This is a genomic window from Pseudomonas sp. EGD-AK9 (assembly GCF_000465935.2).
Lineage (GTDB): Bacteria > Pseudomonadota > Gammaproteobacteria > Pseudomonadales > Pseudomonadaceae > Aquipseudomonas.
The window spans coordinates 1-596 of sequence record NZ_AVOF01000890.1; the positions used below are offsets into that span (position 1 = coordinate 1).

1 protein-coding gene is annotated in these 596 nt (G+C 71.6%); it reads right to left on the reverse strand.

Features of this window, described 5'->3' with window-relative positions; all coding sequences use genetic code 11:
- A partial coding sequence (locus N878_RS25135) for an MFS transporter (protein ID WP_021446229.1) occupies nucleotides 1–596 on the reverse strand: 596 nt, incomplete at both ends.

Below are 596 nucleotides of genomic sequence, written 5' to 3' on the forward strand. Positions count from 1 at the left end.
GACAGGCCGAGCAGCGACAGGCCAAACAGCACATAGATCGCCAGGGACAGGGCGGCGCCGGCCAGCACCAGCGCCACGCCGATGGCCACCACTCGCTGAGGGCCCAGGCGCTGCACGTTGCGCAGGGTGAACAGAGCGCCGCCGAGCAGGCCCGAGACGATGGCCGCGAAGGTCATGCCGTACTGCGCCGCGCTCAGCCCGAGCAGGCCGATATAGACCGCCGAGGAACCGGCCACCACGACGAACATGGCGCCGTAGGTCATGGCGATGGTCAGCGCCAGCGCGCGGCAGCTGCCCAGCAGATCCCAATAGTCGCCCGCCAGACGACTCAAGCGCCCGGCCTGCGGGTCGCGCTGCAAATGGCTCTCGCGGTAGCTGCCGAGCACCGCCAAGAGCGCCACGCCGCCCAGCGCCAGGCTGGCCATCAGCGGCGCCCTCCAGCCGCCGTACTGGGTCAGCAGACCGCCGAGCAGCGGCGACAGGACGATGGCGACGAACATGCCCAGTACCGTCAGCGCCAGGGCCGGCCCCGCCTCGGCATGCCACACGTCGCGCACTATGGCGCGCGCCAGCACCAGCGCGGCGCAGGCGCCGAA